The sequence below is a fragment of the Frigoribacterium sp. RIT-PI-h genome (genome assembly GCF_001297205.1).
GTDB lineage: Bacteria > Actinomycetota > Actinomycetes > Actinomycetales > Microbacteriaceae > Frigoribacterium.
In genome coordinates this window covers 73,061-92,736 of record NZ_LHOZ01000055.1, presented here as the reverse complement: position 1 = coordinate 92,736, position 19,676 = coordinate 73,061, and the positions used below count along the sequence as shown (strand labels likewise).

Sequence of the window (19,676 nt, the reverse complement as noted above, 5' to 3'; positions counted from 1 at the left end):
AAGGACGTCCGCCCCGTGGCCAAGCCCGTCGTGTTGATCGCAGAAGAACTCTCACCCGCCACCGTCGACGCCCTCGGGCCCGACTTCGACGTGCGGTCGGTGGACGGCACCGACCGCCCCGCGCTGCTGGCAGCCCTGGCCGACGCCGACGCCATCCTCGTGCGGTCGGCGACGCAGGTCGACGCCGAGGCCATCGCCGCCGCCCCGTCGCTCAAGGTCGTCGCGCGCGCCGGCGTCGGGCTCGACAACGTCGACATCAAGGCGGCCACCACGGCCGGCGTCATGGTCGTCAACGCCCCGACGTCGAACATCATCTCGGCCGCCGAGCTGACGGTCGGGCACATCCTCAGTCTTGCCCGGCACATCCCGGCGGCGCACTCCGCCCTGGCGCAGGGGCAGTGGAAGCGGTCGAAGTACACCGGCGTCGAGTTGTACGAGAAGACGGTCGGCATCGTCGGCCTCGGCCGCATCGGCGCCCTGATCACGGCGCGGCTGCAGGCCTTCGGTGTGAACGTCGTGGCCTACGACCCCTACGTCACGCCGGCCCGCGCGCAGCAGCTCGGGGTCACGCTGCTGTCGCTCGACGAGCTGCTCGCCACGAGCGACTTCGTGACGATCCACATGCCCAAGACCCCCGAGACCACGGGCATGATCGGCCTCGAGCAGATGAAGGCCATGAAGAAGTCGGCGTTCGTCGTCAACGTCGCCCGCGGTGGCCTCATCGACGAGGACGGGCTGTACGAGGCCCTCACGACCGGTGAGATCGCCGGCGCCGGGCTCGACGTGTTCGTGAAAGAGCCCCCGGTCGACCAGAAGCTGCTCGGTCTCGAGAACGTCGTGGTCACCCCCCACCTCGGTGCCTCGACGGACGAGGCACAAGAGAAGGCCGGCGTCTCGGTCGCCCGTTCGGTGCGGCTCGCACTCGGCGGCGAGCTGGTGCCCGACGCGGTCAACGTCGCCGGCGGCGTCATCGACCCCTACGTGCGTCCCGGCATCCCCCTGGTCGAGAAGATCGGCCAGGTGTTCTCGGGCCTCGCCGACAGCCCGTTGACGAGCGTCGACGTCGAGGTTCGAGGCGACCTGGTCGAGTACGACGTCAGCGTGCTCAAGCTGGCGGCCCTGAAGGGCATCTTCACGAACATCGTCAGCGAGTCGGTCAGCTACGTGAACGCACCGGTGCTGGCCGAGCAGCGCGGCATCACCGTGCGTCTGCTCACCGATCCGACCAGCGACGAGTACCGCAACGTCATCACCCTGCGCGGCTCGTTGAGCGACGGTTCGCAGATCTCGGTCTCGGGCACCCTCACCGGGACGAAGCAGGTCGAGAAGATCGTCGAGATCAACGGTTACGACGTCGAGGTCCCCATCGCGGCCCACCACCTCGTCATGGTCTACACGGACCGCCCCGGCATCGTCGCGGTCTACGGTCGCGAGTTCGGCGACGCCGGCATCAACATCGCCGGCATGCAGATCGCCCGGCAGAGCGCCGGCGGGCAGGCCCTCAGCGTCCTCACCATCGACAGCCCCGCGCCCGACGAACTCGTCGAGAAGGTGCGTGTCGCCATCGACGCGAAGACGCTGCGCGAGATCGACGTCACGCTCTAGTCACGGCGCCCGACGACGAACCGCCCCTCATCCGGTCAGACCGGAGAGGGGCGGTTCGTCGTCGGGGGACTGCCCGGTGTCGGCGGGCCTACAGGTCGAGCGACTCGTGCGCCTCGAGCTTCACGGCGTCACCGCCGACCGACTGTGCGGAGGCCTTCATGCGGTCGAAGTGCATGGCGAGTCCGGGCGCGGAGAGAGTCTGCTCGTGGGTCGGGAAGGCCAGTCGGGGCTTGACCGCCGCGACGTAGTCGATCACCTCGGCCACCTTGAGCCACGGCGCCCCGACGGGGGTCGCGAGGACGTCGACCGGCACCGGTGGGACCGTGAACTGGTCGCCCGGGTAGAACAGCGAGCCGTCGACGAGCACGCCGACGTTGTCGATGACCGGGATGCTCTCGTGGATGACCGCGTGGCGCGAGCCGTGGAACGCGAGTGTGAAGGGGCCGACCTCGACGGTGTCGCCGTCGGCGACGACGTGCACGTCGAAGCCCTCGGCGGCCGTGGCCACGCCCGCCGGGCCGTAGACGGTCGCGTCGGGGTTCGTGGCGAGCAGGTGGGTCAGCTGGTCGGGGGTCCAGTGGTCGGCGTGCTCGTGGGTGACCACGACGGCGTCGACGTCGTGCAGGTCGACCAGGGGGGCCGTGAACGACCCGGGGTCGACGACGAGCTTGCGCCCGTCCTTCTCGAGGATCAGGCAGGCGTGTTCGAGCTTCGTGAGGCGCATGAGAGCGACTGTACGCGCGTCGGGTGGGTCGATCTCGACGCGCCGGTGTCTCGATTTGTGACGGACTCGCGGGGTGTGGCATACTCGACGAGTTGCAAATACGGCCCCATCGTATAGCGGCCTAGTACGTCGCCCTCTCACGGCGGTAACACGGGTTCGAATCCCGTTGGGGTCACCACAAGCACCGACAAGAAACCGCCAGGCTTTCGCCTGGCGGTTTCTTCGTTTCCGGCCACCGCATGAGACGGCCCGACACGCACGAGACCGCCGGGCTCTCGCCCGGCGGTCTCGTGTCCTGCGTGGTGGGTCAGCCCTTCGTGGCACCTGCCAGCAGGCCGCGCACGAAGAACCGCTGCAGGGCGAAGAACACGATCAGCGGCACGATGATCGAGATGAACGCGCCGGCCGTCAGCAGCTCCCACGACTGGCCGTACGACCCCGAGAGGTCTTGCAGGGCCTTCGTGATCGGCAGTCCCTGCCCGGACGTGAAGACGGTGGCCACGAGCAGGTCGTTCCAGACCCACAGGAACTGGAAGATGCCGAACGAGGCGATCGCGGGCATCGACAGCGGCAAGACGATGCGGAAGAACACCTGTCCGTGACCGGCGCCGTCCATGCGGGCGGCCTCGATCACCTCGGCCGGGATCTCCGAGATGAAGTTGTGCAGCATGAAGATCGCCAGCGGCAGGGCGAAGATCGTGTGCGCGATCCAGACCTTCGCGAACGAACCGTCGAGGCCGTTCACGCCGAGCCCCGGCAGGATGTACAGGCCACCGATGCGCAGGCCGTCCGAGAACAGGCGGAGCAACGGCACGAGTGCCATCTGGATCGGGACGATCTGCAGGGCGAACACCAGCACGAACATCGTGTTGCGTCCCTTGAAGTCGATCCAGGCGAACGCGTACGCCGCGAGGCTCGCGATCGTGATCGGGATGAGTGCCGCCGGCAACGTGATCACCAGCGAGTTCAGGAACGCCTTACCGAGCGTGAGGCTGTCGCCCGAGTTCAGGGCGTTCACGTAGTTGTCGAGCGTGAACCCCGGGTTGGCGAAGACGGTCCACCAGCCGGTGGTCTTGATGTCGTTCGCGGGGCGGAACGACGAGATGAACAGGCCGGCCGTGGGCAGGGTCCAGATCACGGCGATGATCAGCGCGGCGATGGTCGCGCCGCGGCTCGTCGAGCCCTTCTTCAGCTTGCCGCTCGAGTTCTCGATCTTCGCGACGCCGCGCTTCAGCTGGCTCTCGGTGCGCGGGGTGACGGCGACCCCGACCGGGGTGGGCGTGGCGGTCATCGGATCTCCCTCTGCTTCTGGATCTGACGGGCGTTGTAGATCACGATCGGCAGCACCAGCACGAACAGGATGACGGCCAGCGCCGAGCTGTAGCCGGTGCGGCTGCCGAGCTGGAACTGCCGGACCATCTCGAACGCGAGGATCGTCGTGTCGTTGCGTCCGCCGGTCATGGCCGAGACGATGTCGTAGACCTTGAGCGACGCGATCGAGATCGTCGTGAGCACGACGATGATCGTCGTGCGGATGCCGGGGACGGTGATGTGCCGGAACGCCTGGAACCCGTTGGTGCCGTCGAGCGACGCCGCCTCGAGCTGTTCGGCGGGGACTCCCTTGATGGCGGCCGACAGCACCGTCATGGCGAACCCGGCCTGCGTCCAGATCAGCACGATCACGAGCAGGAGCGTGTTCCACGGCTCGAGCCCCAGCCAGTCGACCGGCTGACCGCCGAAGGCGACGAGGATGCCGTTGAGCAGACCGATCTGCTCGCCCTGGCGGATGTCGTAGAAGAACTTGAAGATGATCGAGGCGCCGACGAAGGAGATGGCCATCGGCATGAACACGAGCAGCTTGAGGAACTTCTCTCCCCGGCTCTTGTCGATGAAGACGGCGTAGGCGAGACCGATCGCGGTCGCCGTGATCGGGGCGAGCAGCACCCAGATCAGCGTGTTGCCGAAGGCGGTGAGGCCGTCGGGGCTCGTGAACACCCAGACGAAGTTGTCGAGGCCGGCGAAGCCCGAGCCGTCGTTCTTCATGAAGGCCTGGCCGGCGGTCGTGATCGTCGGGTAGATGAGCCCGATGATCAGGAAGAAGACCGCGGGTGCCATGAAGGCGATCAACTGCAGCGAGTACCCGGCACCGCGCTTCGAGCGGTAGTCGAGCAGGAACAGTCCACCGCCCAGGACGGCCGCGATGGCGGCGACCCAGATGACCGAGTTGTAGAGGCCGAACGCCAGAAGCACGACGACCGGGACGACCACGCAGACGGCCAGTCGGATGATCGTGTACTGCGGGCCTCGACGGGGGGCGAACTCGACGAAGACGAGCACCACGGCCACGAGGGCGGTGAAGGCGACGAGGATCAAGGGGATCTGCGCCAGGGGCGGGATTCCCGCCAGCCACTGGAAGAAACTGGACATCTCTGTCCTTTCACGTTCGGGTCCGAGCAGGACGGGGCCGGTCGCCGTCGCCCGGGGCGGCGAGCGGGGTGGCGAGCGGGCGCGGGGTCAGGGGCCACCGACGCGCGGTGGCCCCTGTGGCGCGGGTGTTACGAGGTGTAGCCGGCCTGGATCTCGTCGAGCACCGTGTCGGTGTCGGTGCCGTCGATCCAGTCGACCATGCCCTTCCAGAAGCTGTCGGAGCCGACCGACTTGGGCATCAGGTCGGAACCGTCGAAGCGGAAGGTGGTGTCGGTGCCCTGGAGGATCTCGACGGCGCCCTTGAGCAGGTCGCTGCCGGCGTTCTCGGGGTCGAGGCCCTTGTTCGCGGAGATGACGCCACCGAGGGAGACGCGGCTGTTGGCCCAGTCGGCACTGGCGAGGTACGCCTGCACCTTCGCGGTGTCGTCGTCGTTGGAGAACGCGGCCACGAACTCACCGCCACCGGTGACGGCTGCCGGGTCGTCCTCCTTCATCGGCGGGGTGAGGAAGGCCCAGACGTCGCCGTCCTCGGCGACCGTCGCCGGCTGACCGCTCGCGTTGTTCGCGGCCGTCAGGAAGCCCTCGAAGAACGAGGCCTGGTGGGTCAGGGCGCAGCTGCCGTTCGCCACGTTCGTCGCGACGTCGCCGAAGGCGGTCGAGTTGATCGACTTGACGTCGCCGTAACCGGCGTTCACGAGGCTCGGGTCGAGCAGGATGTCGCCCACCGAGTCGAAGGCCGCCTTGATCTCGGGGTCGGTGAACTTCGTGTCACCCGCGACCCACGAGTCGTAGGCGTCGGGACCGGCCTCGCGCAGGACGAGGTCCTCGACCCAGTCGGTGCCCGGCCAGCCCGAGGCCTCGCCCGAGTTGAAGCCGGCGCACCACGACGGGCCGCCGGTCTTCTCCTGGATGGTCTTCGACAGGGCGATGAGCTCGTCGTAGGTCTTGGGGACCTCGACACCCCACTCCTCGAACTTGGCGGGGGAGTACCAGACGTAGCCCTTGACGCTGGCCATCAGGGGGGCGCCGTACTGCTTGCCGTCGACCTGGCCGTACTTCTGCCAGTCTTCCGACCAGCCCTCCTTGACGTTGGCCAGAGCGTCGGCGGGCAGTTCTTGCACCTTGCCGGAGGCGACCGTGTCGGCCAGCAGGCCGGGCTGGGGGAAGATCGCCAGGTCGGGGGTGTCGCCACCCTGGACCTTGATGCCGATCTGCTTCTCGAACTCCTTGTCGCCCGTGTACTTGATCTCGATGTCGTTGGCTTTTTCCCAGTCGGCCCAGGACTGCTCGAGGAGCGTGGCCTCGTCGCCGTTGATGGTGCCGTAGACGTTGACGACGCCGTCGGCGGTTCCGACGTCACCGGCGCCCGCGCCCCCGGCGTTCGGGGCGTTGGGGGCGGCCGTGCCGGAGCCTCCGGCCAACAGGAAGCTGGACGCCGCCAGGATGGCCAGGGGGCCCGTGAAGCGGCGGTGCAGGGATGCTCGCATTGGTGTCTCCTCGTTGAGTCGCAAGAGCGGACGGCCCGTGCTGTCGGGGTGATCGTCCGCCGCACGTCGTCGTCGACGCGCGTCGACGATGAGTGTCACATACTCGCAGGAGGCGCGCAACCGGGTCTGCTACGTCGTCCGTTCGAGGGGCGCGGCGGCCGAGGTGCCCCGCACGACGAGACGTGGTGCCACGAGGACGTGAGGGGCGTCGTGGCGTCGCCCCTCGATGCGATCGACGAGGTCGTCGACCGCGGCGGCGGCGATGTCGGCGCCGGGCGGGTTGACGGTGGTGAGCGGCGGTGAGGTCATCTCGGCGGCCAGGTCGCCGATGCTCAGCGCGACCACCGTGAGGTCGTCCGGGATCGACCGGCCGGCCGTCGCGGCGGCCTGCACGAAGCCGGCGAGCGCCATCTCGTTGAAGGCGAGCACCGCCGTCGGCCGGGCTGCCGAGGTGACGAAGGCGTCGAAGGCCCGGCGGCCACCCGAGACGGAGTCGTCGGCCGCATGCACCTCGAGCGTCAAGCCCCTCTCGCCGACGGGGCGGACCAGCGCCCTCGTCGTCCGGTCGAGCGGACCGGAGCCGCGCTCGGGGGTTCGGATGCTCTGCCCGAGGAAGAACGCGCGTCGGTGACCGAGGTCGGCGAGGTGGTCGACCGCCTGACGAGCCAGCGAGTCGTAGTCGGCGTCGACGAACCAGAGCCCGTCGACGTCGTCGGGGCGCCCGATGTTCGTGAACGGCAGGCGGGACCGCGACAGCACGGCGACGCGGTCGTCGCGCGCCGTGAGCTCCATGAGGATCACCCCGTCGACCAGGCCCTCGCTCACGAGGCTGCCGAGTCCCTCGACGTCGTCGATGGGGTTCGACCACAGCAGCAGGTGGTAGCCCCGGCGCCTCGCCCGGTCGGTGGCCGCCGCCACGTACTCGAACTCGGACGACGTGACTCCGCGGCGCCCGTACGGGTAGTGCAGGGCGAGGATCCCGCCCCGCGCACCGGCGAGACCCCGGGCGAACGCGTTGGGCGTGTAGTTCAACTCGGCCATCGCCGCCTCGACGCGACGGCGGGTGGCGGCCGAGATGGTCCGTCGCCCGCTGATGGCGTACGACACGGTGCTCGACGAGACGCCTGCCAGACGCGCCACGTCGTCACGGGTTGCCGGCATTCTCGTCCACCTCGTCGTCGATCGTGTGCACAGCATACGAGCGACGGCCTCACGGTCCGCGCGGCGGAGGGGCTCGTCAGGGATGGGTCAGGTGGGCCACACCGGTCGGAACTGCACGCTGATTCGAGGACCGACGGCCTTCTTGGTCTTCGCGATGGCGTGTTCGTGGGTCCGTTGGCAGCTGCCGCCCATGACGAGCAGGTCGCCGTGGCCGAGCGGGAACCGCCGGGTCGTGCCGGTCGACCGGGACCGGACCGCGAGCGTGCGCGGCGCCCCGAGCGAGAGGATGCCGACCATCGTGTCGCGGTCGATCGTGCGCCCGACGCTGTCGCCGTGCCAGGCGATGCTGTCGTCGCCCGTCCGGTAGAAGCACAGCCCCGCCCGGTCGAAGCGCTGCTCGGCGGGGGCACCGCGCTCGTGCGCGTAGTAGTCGTTGAGGTCGTCCCGTGCCCGGGCCAGCACCGGGTCGGGCAGCGGGTCGCCCGCGCCGTAGGACGAGACCAGCCGCGGCACCTCGACCACCCGGTCGTACATCTGCCGTCGGTCGGCCCGCCACGGCACGTCGGTCACGAGGCGCTCGAAGAGGGCGTCGGAACTCGACGCCCAGCCGGGGACGACGTCGAGCCAGGCGCCCTCGCCCAGGTCGAGGTGGTCGACGCGCCCGACGAGCGGCGCGAGGTCGGGACCGTCCCACAGGCCGTCGAGCAGCGAGGCGGTGAAGGGGGTGCTCATGTCGACACCCTACGCCAGATTCGAACACCCGTTCGAATGACGATCGGTGGCGGAGTCACCCACCGCCAGAGCCCGTTGGGACCGCGAAGCGCGCAGGCGAGACCAGCTCGCGCGCGACCCCGTCGACGTCCACGTCGACCAGGCGCCCCGCCCACGCGTAGACCTGGAGCTGCGCGGCGTGCTGCCAGAGGGTCCGCCCGCTCGAGAGGTCGAACGCCACGAGGGTCGACCGCCCGCCCGAACTGCCGTACGCCAGGGCGTAGCCGACCGGCCGACCCGCCGCCGCGAGGACGGCCCCGTCGGGCAGCGACACCCGGGCACCGGCCGAGCCGGGGGACCCGTCGAGCACGCGGACCACGACCGGGCCGGGGCCCGCGGCCGTCGACGTCGCGAACACGCGGTCGTCGGTCTGGCCGGGCAGGCCCTCGAGGGCGGACGAGCTCGACGCCGGGTCGGTCCAGCGCACGTCTCCCGTCGCGAGGTCGAGGCACGTCACCGTCCGCGAGCGCACGTCGGTGACGGCGAGGCACGACCTCGTCACCGAGTAGCCGCCCCGGACGTCCCGGTCCGAGCTCCAGAGGCGCTCCCCGCCGGCGGTCAACGCGACGAAGCCCGCGTCCCCACGTCCCGTGGCCGCGCCTCCTCGGGGGGCGTAGACGACGTCGTCGTGGACGACGTAGCCGATCAGCCGGTCGAGTCGGGCGCCCCAGGGGCGTTCGACGCCGGTGGCCAGGTCGACCTGGACCGAGCCGTCCGCCCGGGCCACGACGAGCCGGTCGCTCAGGGCGAGGGCGACGCCCGTGGTCGAGGCGGTCCCGCTCCACACCACCCGGTCGAGGTCCCGCGCGTCGCGCAGGTCGTAGCGGTAGACGCCGCCGACGCCCTGCTGCCGGCCGGTGACCACCACGGCTCCCACGGTCTGGAACTGGTCCCCGTCACCGGCCGAGCCGGTCTCGACCACCTCGACGGGACGCCCGGTCCCGGGGGACAGCGTCGCCAGCACCGGCCCGCCGTCGCCCGCCGCCCGGACGAGCACGGGTCCCGCCTCGGGCACCGCCGTCACGGACGACACGAGGGCGGGGCCGGTCAGGCCGCGCCCGTCGAGGTCGTCCGCGACGTCGTGCACCCAACGGAAGGCACCGCGGTCGACGTCGAGCGCGCCGATGCGCGTGCCCACTCCCTGGGTCGGGGTGGCGCAGTCGCCGTCGTTGGCGAAGCCGTAGGTCCAGGCCCCCGCGGCGCTCACGAGCGCGAGCCCCTGCGCCACGGGTGTGGCCCGGTAGCGGAGGCACTCGGCCGGGGCCTCGGGTGCGAGGGCGGCCCGCAGGTCGACCCGCCACCCGGTCGTGCCGGGTTCCTGCCGGAGGTCGTCGACCGAGATGCCCTGCCAGGGCGGGTCGGCCCCGTAGCCGGGCTGCGTCGGCGTGACGAGCACCGTGGTCGCGAGCGCGGCCAGGGCCACGGCGGCGTAGGTCACGGCGAGCCTGCGTCCCGGCCTCACGACGTCGCCCCGACGCGGGCGGTGTCGACGAGCCGCCGGGCGACCCCCTGCTCGTCGATCCGCACGAGATGACCGCCCCAGAACGCCACGGTGCCCGACGTCGAGGTCGACCAGAGCGGCCGGCCGTCGTCCAGGTCGAGGGCCGCCACGTCCCGCCCCGACGAGCGACCGTCGTCCGTCTGCAGGTAGAGCACCGAGCGGCCCGCCGCCGCGAGGTCGTCGAGCAGTCCGACGGACGAGCTGAAACGGGTGTGCCCGTCGGCGCCGTCGAGGGCGAGCAGTCGTGACCCACCCGATCGCTGCACGACGACGAACACGTCGGCCGCGCGCTGACCCGGCACGGCCTCGACCGCGAACGGGGCGCCCAGGTCGGTCGTCCAGCGCACCGTGCCGTCGCGGGGGTCGAGGCACTCCGCCTCCGTGTCGCCGCCGGTGACGACGATCACGCAGGAGGGCGTGACCGCCAGGCGGCGTCCGCCGGTCGGACGGCTCCAGACGGCCTCACCGTCGTCGTCGAGGGCCTCGACGGTGCCGTTCGCGCGGGTGCGATCGATGCCGAAGGCGACGACGTGGCGTCCGTCGTCCGTCGTCACGGACGAGCCGACGGGCGGCACGGCGATCTCGTCCGGTGACGCCGCGAACGGTCGTTCCCGACCCGTGGCGGCGTCGACGAACACGGTCTCGCCGCCCCGCGACACGAGGGCGCCGTCGTTCAGGAGCGCCGGCGAACTGCCCGAGTCGACCCCGCCCTCCCACACCGGGTCGGCGAGACGCGAGGCCTCCACGAGTTGGTACCGATCGCCCGACCCGGCGATGCCCGAGAACGTGCGCAACTGCAGGGCTCCCCGCGAGTCGACGCTGACGCTGGGCAGGTCGCGCCGACCGCGGGTCGACTCGACGAGCGAACCGTCGCGCAGGTCGAGGGCGGCCAGCACGGTCGCCCCCGTGGTCTGGGTCTGCACCAGCACGCGACCGGCCGAGGGGACGACCTGCGTCGCGGGGATGCTCAGCGCGTCGGTGTCGGGGACGTCACGGGCCAGGTCGTGCACCCAGCGGACCGTGCCCGTGGCCGTCTCCACCAGCCCGATCAGGCGCGGGCCCGCCTCGGACGCGTACGAGCGGCAGGCCGGGGCGCCCAACGCGTCGCCGAAGTCCAGGTCGACCGAGGTGCCGACCGCCACGAGTCCGTCGACCGCCGGGGCCGCCCAGAAGTTGAGGCCCCGACGCGGCGCGCCCGGCGCGGGCGTCGCCGCCAGGCCGAGCGTCCAGCCGGTCGCGTCCGGCGACCGCCTCAGGTCGTCGACCGCGAGCCCCGTCCAGGGGCGGCCGTCGCCGTAGTGCGGAGCCACCGAGACCGCCCCGGCGGCCACGAGCGTGGACGCCACGACCAGGGCGCCTACCACGCCGACGAGGCGACGACCAGGGGAGGCGCGGTGCCAGCGGCCGGCGACCCGCGCCTCCCGGGGGTGGTCGCGCGCGCGCTCGGGGTGGCTCATGGTCGGCCTCCTCGTCGAGCGCGCCCGTCGTCCGCCCGACGGGTGTCGTCATGCTATTCGGAGCCCTCGCCCCGGGCGCTCGCCGCGGCCGTCGGGTGCGCCGGGAATGGCCGTCGTCGGGGCCGGGTTCACCCCACGACCGTCGAGAAACCTGCCCGAAACACTGGCGTAGACTCCACGGATCATCTTGCCGTCGATACAAGAGAAAGGGCGTGCCCGTGGGTAGGACGCTGGCCGAGAAAGTGTGGGACGACCACGTCGTCGTCAAGGGCGAAGACGGCGCCCCCGACCTTCTCTACATCGACCTCCACCTCGTGCACGAGGTCACCAGCCCCCAGGCGTTCGACGGACTGCGTCAGGCCGACCGGCCGCTGCGTCGCACCGACCTGACGATCGCGACCGAAGACCACAACACGCCGACCCTGGCGATCGACAAGCCGATCGCCGACCTCACCAGTCGCACGCAGATCGAGACGCTCCGCCGCAACACGGCCGAGTTCGGCGTCCGTCTCCACCCGCTGGGCGACGCCGAGCAGGGCATCGTGCACGTGGTCGGCCCGCAGCTCGGCCTGACCATGCCGGGCATCACCGTCGTCTGCGGCGACTCGCACACCTCGACCCACGGGGCCTTCGGGGCCATGGCGTTCGGCATCGGCACGAGCGAGGTCGAGCACGTCATGGCGACGCAGACGCTGCCGCTCAAACCCTTCAAGACCATGGCGGTCACCGTCGAAGGGACGCTCCGCCCCGGCGTCACCGCGAAGGACATCATCCTCGCCGTCATCGCCCAGATCGGCACCGGCGGTGGTCAGGGCTACGTGCTCGAGTACCGCGGCAGCGCGATCCGCGCCCTCTCGATGGAGGGGCGCATGACGATCTGCAACATGTCGATCGAGGCGGGCGCCCGGGCGGGCATGGTCGCGCCCGACCAGACCACGTACGACTACCTGCAGGGTCGGCCGCACGCTCCGACGGGTGCCGACTGGGACGAAGCCGTCGCCTACTGGGACACCCTGCCGACCGACGACGACGCCGTGTTCGACGCCGAGATCTTCCTCGACGCCGACACGCTCGAGCCGTTCGTCACGTGGGGCACCAACCCGGGCCAGGGCGTGTCGCTCAGCGACTCCGTGCCCGACCCCGAGTCGGTCGTCGACCCCAACGAGAAGGCCGCGGCGACGCGTGCGCTCGAGTACATGGCCCTCGAGGCCGGCACGCCGATGAAGGCCATCCCGGTCGACGCCGTGTTCATGGGGTCGTGCACCAACAGTCGCATCGAAGACCTGCGCGCGTTCGCGTCGATCATCCGTGGCCGCACCAAGGCCGAGGGCGTGCGCGTCATGGTCGTGCCGGGGTCGGCTCGCGTCCGCCTCGAGGCCGAGGCCGAGGGGCTCGACCGGGTATTCACCGACTTCGGCGCCGAATGGCGCTTCGCCGGGTGCTCGATGTGCCTCGGCATGAACCCCGACCAGCTCGCACCGGGCGAGCGGTGCGCGTCAACCTCGAACCGCAACTTCGAAGGTCGCCAGGGCAAGGGCGGTCGCACGCACCTCGTGTCGCCCCTCGTCGCCGCGGCCACCGCGGTGCGTGGGACGCTGTCGTCGCCGTGGGACCTCCAGGCCGACGACGACCACGTCGTGGCGGCCTCCGCCGACGTCCGGGCGACCGACGAACCCGTCCTCGCCGACGGCACCGATCGAGCAAGGGCCCTCTGATGCAGAAGTTCACCACAGTCACCGGTGTCGCCGCTCCGCTGAAGCGTTCGAACGTCGACACCGACCAGATCATCCCGGCGCAGTTCCTCAAGCGGGTCACCAAGACCGGCTTCGAGGACGCCCTGTTCTTCGGGTGGCGCAACGACCCCGAGTTCGTGCTCAACCGGCCCGAGTTCCAGGGTGCGCGCGTCCTCGTCGCCGGACCCGACTTCGGCACCGGCTCGAGTCGTGAGCACGCCGTGTGGGCGCTGCGCGACTTCGGCTTCGACGTCATCATCAGCTCGCGGTTCGGCGACATCTTCCGGGGCAACTCCGGCAAGCAGGGGCTGCTCGCCGCGGCCGTCGCCGAGGACGACGTCGAGCGCATCTGGGCCGAGATCGACGGCCGGCCGGGCGTCGAGATCACGGTCGACCTCGTGGCACAGACCGCCACGGTCGGCAGCCTCACCGTCGGATTCGAAGTCGATGCCTACACTAAGTGGCGTCTCCTCGAAGGCCTCGACGACATCGGCCTGACCCTCCGCGACGAAGCGGCCATCACAGAATTCGAATCCCGCCGCGCCGCCTGGCGCCCGAAGACATTGCCGGTGAAGTAAGTGAACTCTCTCGTCCAAGACGCAGCAGCAGCAGGTGCCCGTGTGGGGTTGACCTCCGATGAGATCGTCATCCGGGGCGGCAAACCGCTGATCGGTCGCATCGAGGTGCGTGGTGCCAAGAACCTGGCCACGAAGGCCATGGTCGCGGCCCTCCTGGGCGACACCCCCAGCATCCTGAAGGACGTCCCGGACATCAGCGACGTCAACGTCGTTCGTGGCCTGCTCTCGGTGCACGGCGTGCGCATCACCGACCCGGCTCGCGGCGAGATGATCCTCGACCCCTCCGCCGTCGAGTCGGCCCACTTCGCCGAGATCGACGCCCACGCCGGCTCGAGCCGCATCCCGATCCTCTTCTGCGGACCGCTGCTGCACCGCCTGGGCGAGGCGTTCATCCCCGACCTCGGTGGCTGCCGCATCGGCGACCGGCCCATCGACTTCCACCTCGACGCCCTGCGTGCCTTCGGTGCCGTCGTCGACAAGTCGTACAACGGCATCCACCTCACCGCGCCCAACGGCCTCACCGGGGCCAACATCGAGCTGCCCTACCCGAGCGTCGGCGCCACCGAGCAGGTGCTGCTGACCGCGGTGCTCGCCAAGGGCGTCACCGAACTGCGCAACGCCGCGATCGAGCCCGAGATCATGGACCTCATCGCCATCCTGCAGAAGATGGGCGCCGTCGTCTCGGTCGAGCCGAACCGCGTCATCTTCATCGAGGGCGTCGAGAAGCTCCGCGGCTACACGCACCGGGCGATCAACGACCGCAACGAGGCCGCGAGCTGGGCCTCGGCCGCACTCGCGACCAAGGGCGACATCTTCGTCGAGGGCGCCGACCAGAAAGACCTGATGACGTTCCTCAACGTCTTCCGCAAGGTCGGCGGCGACTTCGACGTCCACGAGGACGGCATCCGCTTCTTCCACCCCGGTGGCGAGCTCAAGCCCGTCGTCGTCGAGACCGACGTCCACCCCGGCTTCATGACCGACTGGCAGCAGCCGCTCATCGTCGCCCTCACCCAGGCACAGGGCACCTCGGTCGTCCACGAGACGGTCTACGAGAACCGCTTCCAGTTCACCGAGGCCCTCAACGACATGGGCGCCGACATCACGGTCCACAAAGACGGACTGCCCGACCACGACCGCCGTGTCGCACGTCGCGAGTTCGAGCAGGCCGCGGTCATCAACGGCCCGACGGCCCTGCACGGAGCCGACATCCGCGTGCCCGACCTGCGCGGCGGGTTCAGCCACCTCATCGCGGCCCTGACCGCCGAGGGCGAGTCGAAGATCAGCAACGTCGGCATCATCAGCCGTGGCTACGAGCACTTCATCGCGAAGCTGCGCAAGCTGGGTGCCGACTTCGACTTCAAGGGCTGATCGACCGGTGTCCACAGCCGACCCCGACGCGCCCGTCGTCCCGGTCCCGGCGCGCAGGCGTCGCAAGGAGAAAGGCGCGTTCTTCCGCGTCCTCGCGACCCCTGCCGCGCCCCTCTTCGACCTGATGGCCCGGATCGACATCGTCGACGGCGACAAGCTGCCGGCCGGGGGCGCCTTCGTGCTGACCCCGAACCACTACACGAACATCGACCCGGTGGTCGTCGGTCGTGTGATGTGGTCTCTCGGGCGCGTGCCGCGCTTCCTGGCCAAGGCATCCCTGTTCCGGGTGCCGGTGTTCGGCCGCTTGATGCACGCCATGGGGCACATCCCCGTCGAACGGGCGGGCCGCACGCACGACCACGACCCTCTGGCGGCCGGTCGCCTGCTCGTCGCCCGGGGCGGCGGCGTGATCGTCTACCCCGAGGGCACGCTGACCCGCGACCCCGACCTCTGGCCGATGAAGGGCAAGAGCGGCGCCGTCCGGCTCGCCCTCGCCGCCGGGGTCCCTCTCATCCCGATGGCGCACTGGGGCAGTCAGCACCTCATGGGCCGCTACTCGAGTCGGCTGCACCCCTTCCCGCGCAAGCGCATCACCGTCGTGATCGGCGATCCGGTCGACCTCTCTGCCTACCGCGATCGTCCGCTCGACCAGGCCTCCGTCACGGCCGCCACCGCCGTGGTGATGGACGCCGTGACCGAGCTCGTCGAACGGCTGCGGGCCGAGAAGGCACCCGTCGAACGCTGGAACCCGACCAAGAACCACCAGAAGGAGACAGGCCGCTTTGAGTAGCTCCGAGTCACGCGAAGGCGCCATCGAGGCTCTCGGAGAAGGAGCGGTCACGACCGAGGCGATCTCGATCGTCATGCGCGACTCGATCCCTCGCCGGGTGGCCGTCCTGGGATCGGGCAGCTGGGGCACCACCTTCGCCAAGGTCCTCGCCGAGGGCGGCGCCGACGTCACCCTCTGGGCCCGTCGACCCGAGGTGGCCCGCGAGATCACCGAGAGCAAGCGCAACAGCGACTACCTGCCGGGCATCAACCTGCCCCGCACCCTCGTCGCGACCCCGTCGGTCGAGCAGGCCCTGGCGGGTGCCGAGCAGGTCTACCTGTCGGTCCCCAGCCAGACGTTGCGCGACAACCTGACGGCCATCCGCGGCATGGTCCCGTCCGGGGTGCCGGTCGTCAGCCTGATGAAGGGCGTCGAGAAGGCCACCGGGTTGCGCATGAGCGAGGTGATCGAGGCCGAGCTCGGCATCGTCCGCGACCTGATCGCCGTCGCGTCGGGGCCCAACCTCGCGCTCGAGATCGCGAAGCGGCAGCCCACGGCCGCCGTCGTGTCGTCGTACAGCCTCGACACGGCGACCCTGGTGGCGGCCACCGCCACCAACCCGTACTTCCGCTCGTTCGTCAACACCGACGTGATCGGGACCGAGTTCGGCGGCGTCCTCAAGAACCTGATCGCCGTCGCGATCGGCATCGTCGACGGCGTGGGGTACGGCGAGAACACCAAGGCGTCGATCATCACGCGCGGGCTGGCCGAGATGACCGCCTTCGCGGTGTCGTTCGGGGCCAAGGCCGAGACCCTCGCCGGTCTCGCCGGGCTGGGCGACCTCATCGCCACGTGCGAGTCGCCGCTCTCACGCAACAACACCGCGGGGCGACTGCTCGGGCAGGGTTACGCCTTCGGCGACGTCGTGCGCCAGATGAACCAGACCGCCGAGGGGCTGGCCTCCGTCGCGCCGATCCTCGAACTCGCGCGGTCGCGCGGCGTCGACATGCCCATCGTCCAGCAGGTGGCCGAGGTGCTCGCCGGTACACTCGACCCGCGCAACATCGCCCCGCACCTCACCGAGACGGACGAGCCGCAGGGCGAGTGACCGCTGGTCGTCCTCGCCGGGGGCGTGCGACGACCAGAGCCCGCTCACCGCGGGTCGGCCTGCGGGCCGTGACACCGACGAAAGGCCCCTCATGGCGAGCACCGAGCCCACCACGACCGCGCGCGTCGCCTCGACCGACGCCTCGTCGGTCGACGTCTCGCCGGTCGGTGCTTCGGCACCCGAGGCGGCCAAGACCGTCGTGGTCGTCCTCTTCGGCGGCCGGTCGAGCGAGCACTCGATCAGCTGCGCGACGGCCGGGGGAGTCCTCTCGGCGATCGACCGCGCCCGCTACGACGTGGTGCCCGTGGGCATCACCGTCGACGGGGCGTTCACCCTGCAGCCCGACGACGCGGCGAGGTTCGCGCTCGACGCCGAGACGCTGCCGACCGTCGTCGACAACGGCACCCGCGTGCACTGGCCCGAGTCGTCCGCCACCCGCGAGCTGACCGTCACCGAGCCCGACGGTACGACGCGCCTGCTGGGCGAGGTCGACGTGGTGTTCCCGATCCTGCACGGTCCGTTCGGCGAGGACGGCACGGTGCAGGGCCTGCTCGAACTGACCGGGCTGCCCTACGTCGGGGCGGGCGTGCTCGCCTCGTCTCTCGGCATGGGCAAGCACTTCGCGAAGACGGTGCTGCAGGCCGCCGGCGTGGCCGTCGCCCCGTGGCGCACCGTCCGTCGTCGTGACTGGGACGCCGCGCCCGAGCGGGTGGCCGCCGACGTCGAGCCGCTCGGCTACCCGATGTTCGTCAAGCCCGCCCGAGCCGGGTCGAGCGTGGGGGTGTCGCGCGTCGCCGTGCCCGCCGACCTCGCCACGGCCACGGCCACGGCCTTCGCCGAGGACCACAAGGTCCTCGTCGAGTCCGCGGTCGTCGGCCGCGAGATCGAGTGCGCCGTGCTCGGTGGACGCGACGGGGCGGCGCCCCGCACCTCGGTCGCGGGTGAGATCGTCCTCGCGAGCGACACCTTCTACGACTTCGAGTCGAAGTACCTCGGTGCGCCCGGGGCCGACCTGGTCTGCCCGGCCGACCTCGCCCCGGGCGACCTGGCCGAGATGCAGCGGCTGGGCGCGCTGGCCGTCCAGGCCCTCGACGGCACGGGCCTGGCTCGCGTCGACTTCTTCCTGACCGAGGACGGCTGGGTGATCAACGAGGTCAACACCATGCCCGGCTTCACGCCCATCTCGATGTTCCCCGCCTGCTGGCTCGCGAGCGGCCTCAGCTACCCCGAGCTGATCGACGAACTCATCGCGCTCGGCCTCGAGACCGAGCGCTGACGGCGGCACAGCGCTGACGGAGACCGACGCTGACGGAGAGCGGGCGCCCCCGCGACCTGCCCTACGGCGCCGGGGTCGGCGTCGGCGTGGGCGTCGCCGAGGGCTCGTCGGCCGACCCGGCCGAGCCGGGCAGGTCGCCGGCCCCGACGCACTTCTTGCCGTCGTTCGGCAGGTAGCCGACCGCGTCGGCCAGGTCGCGCAGCACGTTGCCGCCGTTCGCCTTGGTGGTGTCGACGACCACCTGGACGCCGGGTTCGCGGCCGTACGTCGTGAGGATCGAGGTCTCGGCGTCGTCCGGGTCTTGATCGACGAGCCAGTCGACGCCCTGGATGTCGTAGCAGGGCAGGTCGGACACGGCGGGCGTCTCGACGCCGCAGTGCAGCAGCACGCTCGTCGGCGAACCCCAGGCACCGGTCGCCTGGGCGTCGGTCTCGCGGCGGCCTTGCCCGTCGTCGACGACCTCGGGCAGGTGGACGGTGACCTGGGCGCAGGCCGGGTCGTTCGCCCCCGCGGCGGGCTGCATCGGGACGGCTTGCGAGCAGCCGACGAGCGTCGTCGCGAGACCGGCCCCGACGAGCACGAGGGCCGAGACGCGAAGACGGGGACGGAGGCGCGCGGCGAGGCGCGAGGACGGGTTCGACATCGCATCCAGGCTACCGTTCAGCACATGGAACGACGCTCCACCGACCCCCGCCCGGACGACGCCGACACCGTCGAGGGCGTCGGCGAGCTCGCCACCCTGGCCCGCATCCTGCCGCGCCTGCCCCGGGGCGACGACACTCTGCTCGGTCCCGGCGACGACGCCGCCCTGGTCGCGGCGCCCGACGGCCGGTTCGTGGTGACGACCGACCTCATGGTGCACGGCCCCGACTTCCGTCGTGCCTGGTCGACGTCGTACGACCTCGGCTGGAAGGCCGCGGCGTCGAACCTGTCCGACGTGGCGGCGATGGGCGCGCGGCCCACGGCGCTGGTCGTCGCCCTCGCGGTGCCCGGTGACACGCGCGTGACCGAGCTCGAGGCCTTCGCGGACGGCCTCCGCGAGGGCTGTTCCGCGATGGCCCCGGGCGCGGGTGTCGTCGGCGGCGACCTCTCGGTCTCGCCGACCTTCACGGTCGCGGTGACGGCGTTCGGCGACCTCGAGGGGCGCGCGCCGGTGCGGCGGGACGGTGCGCGCGTCGGCGACGTCGTCGCGGTGTCGGGTGCGCTCGGCCGTTCGGCGCGCGGACTCGACCTGCTGTTCCGTCTCGGTGGCGACCACGAGGGGGTGCCCGACACCGCCGCGGCCGCCGCCCTGCGCGAGCGGGACCCGGACGTCGGCTGGCACCTCGCCCCCACCCCGCCCGTGGCCGACGGCCGCTCGGCGGCCTCGGCCGGGGCGACCGCGATGCTCGACCTGTCCGACGGCCTCGCCCTCGACGCCGGTCGGGTGGCCCGCGCCTCCGGCGTCGTGGTCGACCTGTCGGCCCGGGCGCTGGGCGACGACCCCCGGCTCGCCCTCTCGGGCGGCGAGGACCACTCCCTGTTCGCCACGTTCCCGCCCGACGGCGCCTTGCCCGGTGGTTTCCGCGCCGTCGGCACGGTCCGCGATCCGGCCGGAGGCGCGCCCCGCGTCACCGGCGCCGGTCCCGACCTCGGCGTGGCCGGCGGGGGGGCCCCGTACCGCCTGTGGTCCGGGGCGCAGGGCTGACGAGCCGACCCGCGCCTCCTGGCC

The 19,676-nt window shown here is 71.2% G+C and carries 17 protein-coding genes and 1 tRNA gene; 9 read left to right on the top strand and 9 right to left on the bottom strand.

What is annotated here, in order from left to right:
- Positions 1 to 15: 15 nt before the first annotated feature.
- Positions 16 to 1,605 carry a phosphoglycerate dehydrogenase gene (gene serA / locus AEQ27_RS04945; protein WP_054145646.1) on the top strand — a complete coding sequence of 530 codons (1,590 nt, stop codon included), beginning with the start codon at positions 16 to 18 and terminating at the stop codon, positions 1,603 to 1,605.
- Between the two features lie 88 nt (positions 1,606 to 1,693).
- On the opposite strand, the gene AEQ27_RS04940 is transcribed toward serA, so the two are convergent.
- Positions 1,694 to 2,329, bottom strand: coding sequence for an MBL fold metallo-hydrolase (locus tag AEQ27_RS04940; protein WP_054145645.1), 636 nt, complete (start codon positions 2,327 to 2,329; stop codon positions 1,694 to 1,696).
- A 102-nt stretch (positions 2,330 to 2,431) separates the two neighbouring features.
- Here AEQ27_RS04940 and AEQ27_RS04935 point away from each other — a divergent pair.
- Positions 2,432 to 2,507: transfer RNA gene (locus AEQ27_RS04935), tRNA-Glu, on the top strand.
- A gap of 129 nt (positions 2,508 to 2,636) precedes the next feature.
- On the opposite strand, the gene AEQ27_RS04930 is transcribed toward AEQ27_RS04935, so the two are convergent.
- From AEQ27_RS04930 to AEQ27_RS04900, 7 genes are all read right to left on the bottom strand, one after another.
- A complete protein-coding gene (locus AEQ27_RS04930; protein ID WP_054145644.1) occupies positions 2,637 to 3,620 on the bottom strand; it encodes a carbohydrate ABC transporter permease in 984 nt (327 codons plus the stop codon).
- Entirely contained in the window at positions 3,617 to 4,756 is a 1,140-nt protein-coding gene (locus AEQ27_RS04925; protein WP_054145643.1) for a carbohydrate ABC transporter permease, read from the bottom strand. The genes AEQ27_RS04930 and AEQ27_RS04925 overlap by 4 nt, the downstream gene beginning before the upstream one ends.
- A 128-nt stretch (positions 4,757 to 4,884) precedes the next feature.
- Entirely contained in the window at positions 4,885 to 6,243 is a 1,359-nt protein-coding gene (locus AEQ27_RS04920; RefSeq protein ID WP_054145677.1) for an ABC transporter substrate-binding protein, read from the bottom strand.
- 129 nt (positions 6,244 to 6,372) lie between these two features.
- Positions 6,373 to 7,404 (bottom strand): LacI family DNA-binding transcriptional regulator, encoded by a 1,032-nt coding sequence (locus AEQ27_RS04915; protein ID WP_054145642.1) that lies wholly within the window; start codon positions 7,402 to 7,404, stop codon positions 6,373 to 6,375.
- A gap of 87 nt (positions 7,405 to 7,491) precedes the next feature.
- The gene (locus tag AEQ27_RS04910) at positions 7,492 to 8,136 is read right to left on the bottom strand and encodes an alpha-ketoglutarate-dependent dioxygenase AlkB (RefSeq protein ID WP_054145641.1); all 645 of its coding nucleotides are present in this window, start codon (positions 8,134 to 8,136) and stop codon (positions 7,492 to 7,494) included.
- 55 nt (positions 8,137 to 8,191) lie between these two features.
- A complete protein-coding gene (locus tag AEQ27_RS04905; RefSeq protein WP_054145640.1) occupies positions 8,192 to 9,613 on the bottom strand; it encodes a PQQ-binding-like beta-propeller repeat protein in 1,422 nt (473 codons plus the stop codon).
- Between the two features lie 20 nt (positions 9,614 to 9,633).
- Positions 9,634 to 11,133, bottom strand: coding sequence for a PQQ-binding-like beta-propeller repeat protein (locus tag AEQ27_RS04900; protein ID WP_054145639.1), 1,500 nt, complete (start codon positions 11,131 to 11,133; stop codon positions 9,634 to 9,636).
- Positions 11,134 to 11,351: 218 nt separating this feature from the next.
- Here AEQ27_RS04900 and leuC point away from each other — a divergent pair, with 218 nt between their 5' ends.
- The 6 genes from leuC to AEQ27_RS04870 all read left to right on the top strand — a co-directional run bounded on the left by leuC (position 11,352) and on the right by AEQ27_RS04870 (position 17,965).
- Positions 11,352 to 12,848 carry a 3-isopropylmalate dehydratase large subunit gene (gene leuC / locus AEQ27_RS04895; RefSeq protein ID WP_054145638.1) on the top strand — a complete coding sequence of 499 codons (1,497 nt, stop codon included), beginning with the start codon at positions 11,352 to 11,354 and terminating at the stop codon, positions 12,846 to 12,848.
- Positions 12,848 to 13,444 carry a 3-isopropylmalate dehydratase small subunit gene (leuD, locus tag AEQ27_RS04890; protein ID WP_054145637.1) on the top strand — a complete coding sequence of 199 codons (597 nt, stop codon included), beginning with the start codon at positions 12,848 to 12,850 and terminating at the stop codon, positions 13,442 to 13,444. The genes leuC and leuD overlap by 1 nt, the downstream gene beginning before the upstream one ends.
- Positions 13,445 to 14,812 (top strand): UDP-N-acetylglucosamine 1-carboxyvinyltransferase, encoded by a 1,368-nt coding sequence (murA, locus tag AEQ27_RS04885; protein WP_054145636.1) that lies wholly within the window; start codon positions 13,445 to 13,447, stop codon positions 14,810 to 14,812.
- A gap of 7 nt (positions 14,813 to 14,819) precedes the next feature.
- Positions 14,820 to 15,602, top strand: a complete 783-nt coding sequence (locus tag AEQ27_RS04880) for a 1-acyl-sn-glycerol-3-phosphate acyltransferase (RefSeq protein ID WP_054145635.1) — start codon at positions 14,820 to 14,822, stop codon at positions 15,600 to 15,602.
- A 73-nt stretch (positions 15,603 to 15,675) separates the two neighbouring features.
- Positions 15,676 to 16,689, top strand: a complete 1,014-nt coding sequence (locus AEQ27_RS04875; RefSeq protein ID WP_054145676.1) for an NAD(P)H-dependent glycerol-3-phosphate dehydrogenase — start codon at positions 15,676 to 15,678, stop codon at positions 16,687 to 16,689.
- A gap of 91 nt (positions 16,690 to 16,780) precedes the next feature.
- Positions 16,781 to 17,965 (top strand): D-alanine--D-alanine ligase family protein, encoded by a 1,185-nt coding sequence (locus tag AEQ27_RS04870; protein WP_082383255.1) that lies wholly within the window; start codon positions 16,781 to 16,783, stop codon positions 17,963 to 17,965.
- A 61-nt stretch (positions 17,966 to 18,026) separates the two neighbouring features.
- Here the strand turns inward: AEQ27_RS04870 and AEQ27_RS04865 are convergent, their stop codons facing one another.
- Positions 18,027 to 18,608: a DUF3515 family protein gene (locus AEQ27_RS04865; protein WP_082383254.1), complete on the bottom strand. Its 582-nt coding sequence runs from the start codon at positions 18,606 to 18,608 to the stop codon at positions 18,027 to 18,029.
- 24 nt (positions 18,609 to 18,632) lie between these two features.
- Between AEQ27_RS04865 and thiL the strand changes: the two genes are divergently transcribed.
- Positions 18,633 to 19,652, top strand: coding sequence for a thiamine-phosphate kinase (thiL, locus tag AEQ27_RS04860; RefSeq protein WP_054145634.1), 1,020 nt, complete (start codon positions 18,633 to 18,635; stop codon positions 19,650 to 19,652).
- Positions 19,653 to 19,676 lie beyond the last annotated feature (24 nt).